The sequence below is a fragment of the Micromonospora sp. NPDC005305 genome, from assembly GCF_040607315.1.
Classification (GTDB): Bacteria; Actinomycetota; Actinomycetes; order Mycobacteriales; family Micromonosporaceae; genus Micromonospora.
The window spans coordinates 1-5,354 of record NZ_JBEXGL010000049.1; the positions used below are offsets into that span (position 1 = coordinate 1).

3 rRNA genes are annotated in these 5,354 nt (G+C 57.8%); all 3 read left to right on the forward strand.

The window, feature by feature from the left end:
* Positions 1-153 precede the first annotated feature (153 nt).
* The 3 genes from ABZS80_RS33195 (at position 154) to rrf (ending at position 5,348) form a co-directional block, all read left to right on the forward strand.
* Positions 154-1,668, forward strand: a 16S ribosomal RNA gene (locus ABZS80_RS33195).
* Positions 1,669-2,045: 377 nt separating this feature from the next.
* Positions 2,046-5,154 (forward strand): 23S ribosomal RNA (locus ABZS80_RS33200).
* Positions 5,155-5,231: 77 nt separating this feature from the next.
* Positions 5,232-5,348, forward strand: a 5S ribosomal RNA gene (rrf, locus tag ABZS80_RS33205).
* Together the 16S, 23S and 5S rRNA genes form the textbook arrangement of a ribosomal RNA operon.
* Positions 5,349-5,354: the final 6 nt, after the last annotated feature.

Genomic DNA, 5,354 nt, shown 5'->3' on the forward strand with positions numbered 1-5,354 from the left:
TGGTGTGTGGTTGTTCTTTGAGAACTCAACAGGGTGCTTGAAAAGCCAGTGCCAAATTGATTTATACCCCGGACTGGTCAGGCTTTGGTCTGATTCGGTTGGGATTCCTTTGGCAACACTTTTGTTGTCAGGATGATTGTTCAGCAAAGATTTTTGTTGGAGAGTTTGATCCTGGCTCAGGACGAACGCTGGCGGCGTGCTTAACACATGCAAGTCGAGCGGAAAGGCCCTTCGGGGTACTCGAGCGGCGAACGGGTGAGTAACACGTGAGCAACCTGCCCTAGGCTTTGGGATAACCCCGGGAAACCGGGGCTAATACCGAATAGGACCTCTGACCGCATGGTTGGGGGTGGAAAGTTTTTCGGCCTGGGATGGGCTCGCGGCCTATCAGCTTGTTGGTGGGGTGATGGCCTACCAAGGCGACGACGGGTAGCCGGCCTGAGAGGGCGACCGGCCACACTGGGACTGAGACACGGCCCAGACTCCTACGGGAGGCAGCAGTGGGGAATATTGCACAATGGGCGGAAGCCTGATGCAGCGACGCCGCGTGAGGGATGACGGCCTTCGGGTTGTAAACCTCTTTCAGCAGGGACGAAGCGTAAGTGACGGTACCTGCAGAAGAAGCGCCGGCCAACTACGTGCCAGCAGCCGCGGTAAGACGTAGGGCGCGAGCGTTGTCCGGATTTATTGGGCGTAAAGAGCTCGTAGGCGGCTTGTCGCGTCGACTGTGAAAACCCGCAGCTCAACTGCGGGCCTGCAGTCGATACGGGCAGGCTAGAGTTCGGTAGGGGAGACTGGAATTCCTGGTGTAGCGGTGAAATGCGCAGATATCAGGAGGAACACCGGTGGCGAAGGCGGGTCTCTGGGCCGATACTGACGCTGAGGAGCGAAAGCGTGGGGAGCGAACAGGATTAGATACCCTGGTAGTCCACGCTGTAAACGTTGGGCGCTAGGTGTGGGGGGCCTCTCCGGTTCCCTGTGCCGCAGCTAACGCATTAAGCGCCCCGCCTGGGGAGTACGGCCGCAAGGCTAAAACTCAAAGGAATTGACGGGGGCCCGCACAAGCGGCGGAGCATGCGGATTAATTCGATGCAACGCGAAGAACCTTACCTGGGTTTGACATGGCCGCAAAACTCGCAGAGATGTGAGGTCCTTCGGGGGCGGTCACAGGTGGTGCATGGCTGTCGTCAGCTCGTGTCGTGAGATGTTGGGTTAAGTCCCGCAACGAGCGCAACCCTCGTTCGATGTTGCCAGCGCGTTATGGCGGGGACTCATCGAAGACTGCCGGGGTCAACTCGGAGGAAGGTGGGGATGACGTCAAGTCATCATGCCCCTTATGTCCAGGGCTTCACGCATGCTACAATGGCCGGTACAATGGGCTGCGATACCGCGAGGTGGAGCGAATCCCAAAAAGCCGGTCTCAGTTCGGATCGGGGTCTGCAACTCGACCCCGTGAAGTCGGAGTCGCTAGTAATCGCAGATCAGCAACGCTGCGGTGAATACGTTCCCGGGCCTTGTACACACCGCCCGTCACGTCACGAAAGTCGGCAACACCCGAAGCCGGTGGCCCAACCCTTGTGGAGGGAGCCGTCGAAGGTGGGGCTGGCGATTGGGACGAAGTCGTAACAAGGTAGCCGTACCGGAAGGTGCGGCTGGATCACCTCCTTTCTAAGGAGCACCATCCGTCGAAAGACGGTATGGAGCCCGCGCCATCCGAATGTGGTGGCGGGGTGCTCAATGGCGGAGACACTGGCGAGTTTTTCCCTGGCAACGGCTGGGTTCCTTCTAGTACGGCCACCCGTGTGGTGGTGTGGAACGAGGTCCTGGTGCGGCTGGGGGAGGATGTAGAGCACCCTGTTGGGTCCTGAAGGAACAACCTCGTGTTGTCTTTCAGAGCCGACGAGCGGAACCAAGGGTTCCGCCGGCGCCAGGCATGACCTGGCCTCGCAAACCGGATCCCCTTTCAGGGGGTGCAGGTGTGGGGCGTGTCGGGTTGTGGGTTGGTCGTTTGTTGAGAATTGCACAGTGGACGCGAGCATCTTTGTGGTCAAGTTGTCAAGGGCGAACGGTGGATGCCTTGGCACCAGGAGCCGATGAAGGACGTGGGAGGCCGCGATAGGCCTGGGGGAGCTGTCAACCAAGCTGTGATCCCAGGGTGTCCGAATGGGGAAACCCGGCACCAGTCATGTGGTGTCACCCACACCTGAACACATAGGGTGTGTGGAGGGAACGCGGGGAAGTGAAACATCTCAGTACCCGTAGGAAGAGAAAACAACAAGTGATTCCGTGAGTAGTGGCGAGCGAAAGCGGATTGAGGCTAAACCGGCTGCGTGTGATACCTGTCAGGGGTTGCGTGGTCGGGGTTGTGGGACCCTGCTGAACAAGCTGACACTTGTTCGAGAAGTTACAAAGTCAGTGGCTAGTCGAACAGTCTGGAATGGCTGACCGTAGACGGTGAGAGTCCGGTAGGTGAAAGTTGCTGACCTTCTGTGGGTGTTCCCGAGTAGCGGCGGACCCCTGAAATCTGCCGTGAATCTGCCAGGACCACCTGGTAAGCCTAAATACTTCCTGGTGACCGATAGCGGACGAGTACCGTGAGGGAATGGTGAAAAGTACCCCGGGAGGGGAGTGAAATAGTACCTGAAACCGTTCGCCTACAATCCGTCGGAGCCTTGCGGGGTGACGGCGTGCCTTTTGAAGAATGAGCCTGCGAGTTAGTGGCATGTGGCGAGGTTAACCCGTGTGGGGGAGCCGTAGCGAAAGCGAGTCTGAATAGGGCGTATTCAGTCGCATGCTCTAGACCCGAAGCGGAGTGATCTAGCCATGGGCAGGCTGAAGCGCGGGTAAGACCGCGTGGAGGGCCGAACCCACCAACGTTGAAAAGTTGGGGGATGACCTGTGGTTAGGGGTGAAAGGCCAATCAAACTCCGTGATAGCTGGTTCTCCCCGAAATGCATTTAGGTGCAGCGTCGCGTGTTTCTTGCCGGAGGTAGAGCACTGGATGGTCTAGGGGGCCCACAAGCTTACCGAAATCAGCCAAACTCCGAATGCCGGTAAGTGAGAGCGCGGCAGTGAGACTGCGGGGGATAAGCTTCGTAGTCGAGAGGGAAACAGCCCAGATCACCAGCTAAGGCCCCTAAGCGTGTGCTAAGTGGAAAAGGATGTGGGGTCGCATAGACAACCAGGAGGTTGGCTTAGAAGCAGCCACCCTTTAAAGAGTGCGTAATAGCTCACTGGTCAAGTGGTTCCGCGCCGACAATGTAGCGGGGCTCAAGCACACCGCCGAAGCTGTGGCATTCACATTTCAACCTCGCTTGGACTTGATTCCTTGTGCAGGTGTGTGGATGGGTAGGGGAGCGTCGTGCCGCGAGTGAAGCAACGGGGTGACCCAGTTGTGGACGCGGCACGAGTGAGAATGCAGGCATGAGTAGCGAAAGAAGGGTGAGAAACCCTTCCGCCGGATGACCAAGGGTTCCAGGGCCAGGCTAATCCGCCCTGGGTGAGTCGGGACCTAAGGCGAGGCCGAGAGGCGTAGTCGATGGACAACGGGTTGATATTCCCGTACCCGCGAAAGAGCGACCCTGACGAACCTCGTTGTGCTAACCACCCGAACCTCGGGAGGTCTTCGGACCGAACGAGGCGAGCGTGGGAACCTGACGGGTAGTAGTCAAGCGATGGGGTGACGCAGGAAGGTAGCTGAGCCCGGCCGGTGGTTGTGCCGGGGTAAGCGTGTAGGCCGTGCCGTAGGCAAATCCGCGGCGCATATAGGCTGAGACGTGATGCCGAGCCGATTCAGGTGAAGTCAGTGATCCTATGCTGCCGAGAAAAGCCTCTAGCGAGTTCTTAGCGGCCCGTACCCCAAACCGACACAGGTGGTCAGGTAGAGAATACCGAGGCGATCGGGCGAACTGTGGTTAAGGAACTCGGCAAATTGCCCCCGTAACTTAGGGAGAAGGGGGGCCGGAGACGTGAAGCCCCGCGCGGGTGGAGCGTTGTATGGCCGCAGAGAGCAGGGGGAAGCGACTGTTTACTAAAAACACAGGTCCATGCGAAGAAGTAATTCGATGTATATGGACTGACGCCTGCCCGGTGCTGGAACGTTAAGGGGACCTGTTAGCTCTTCGGGGCGAAGCGGAGAACTTAAGCGCCAGTAAACGGCGGTGGTAACTATAACCATCCTAAGGTAGCGAAATTCCTTGTCGGGTAAGTTCCGACCTGCACGAATGGCGTAACGACTTCCCCACTGTCTCAACCACAGGCCCGGCGAAATTGCACTACGAGTAAAGATGCTCGTTACGCGCGGCAGGACGGAAAGACCCCGGGACCTTTACTATAGCTTGACATTGGTACTTGAGTTAGCTTGTGTAGGATAGGTGGGAGCCGGTGAAGTCCATACGCCAGTATGGGTGGAGGCAATCTTGAAATACCACTCTGGTTGATTTGGGTATCTAACTTCGGACCGTTATCCGGTTCAGGGACAGTGTCTGGTGGGTAGTTTAACTGGGGCGGTTGCCTCCTAAAGGGTAACGGAGGCGCCCAAAGGTTCCCTCAGCCTGGTTGGCAATCAGGTGTTGAGTGCAAGTGCACAAGGGAGCTTGACTGTGAGACTGACAGGTCGAGCAGGGACGAAAGTCGGGACTAGTGATCCGGCACTGGCATGTGGAAGCGGTGTCGCTCAACGGATAAAAGGTACCCCGGGGATAACAGGCTGATCTTCCCCAAGAGTCCATATCGACGGGATGGTTTGGCACCTCGATGTCGGCTCGTCGCATCCTGGGGCTGTAGCAGGTCCCAAGGGTTGGGCTGTTCGCCCATTAAAGCGGTACGCGAGCTGGGTTTAGAACGTCGTGAGACAGTTCGGTCCCTATCCGCCGTGCGCGTAGGATACTTGAGAAGGGCTGTCCCTAGTACGAGAGGACCGGGACGGACGAACCTCTGGTGTGCCAGTTGTCCCGCCAGGGGCACGGCTGGTTAGCTACGTTCGGAAGGGATAACCGCTGAAAGCATCTAAGCGGGAAGCTCGCTTCAAGATGAGGTATCCCACCCACTTTGTGGGGTAAGGCCCCCAGCTAGACGACTGGGTTGATAGGCCGGAAATGTAAGCCCGGTAACGGGTTCAGTTGACCGGTACTAATAGGCCGAGGACTTGACTACCAAGCTGCTACGCGTCCACTGTGCAACTCTGAACAACCGAACACCCCACGTGAGTGTGTTTGACATGTTCATAGAGTTACGGCGGTCATGGCGGAGGGGAAACGCCCGGTAACATTCCGAACCCGGAAGCTAAGCCCTCCAGCGCCGATGGTACTGCACTCGGGAGGGTGTGGGAGAGTAGGACACCGCCGGACAATCTT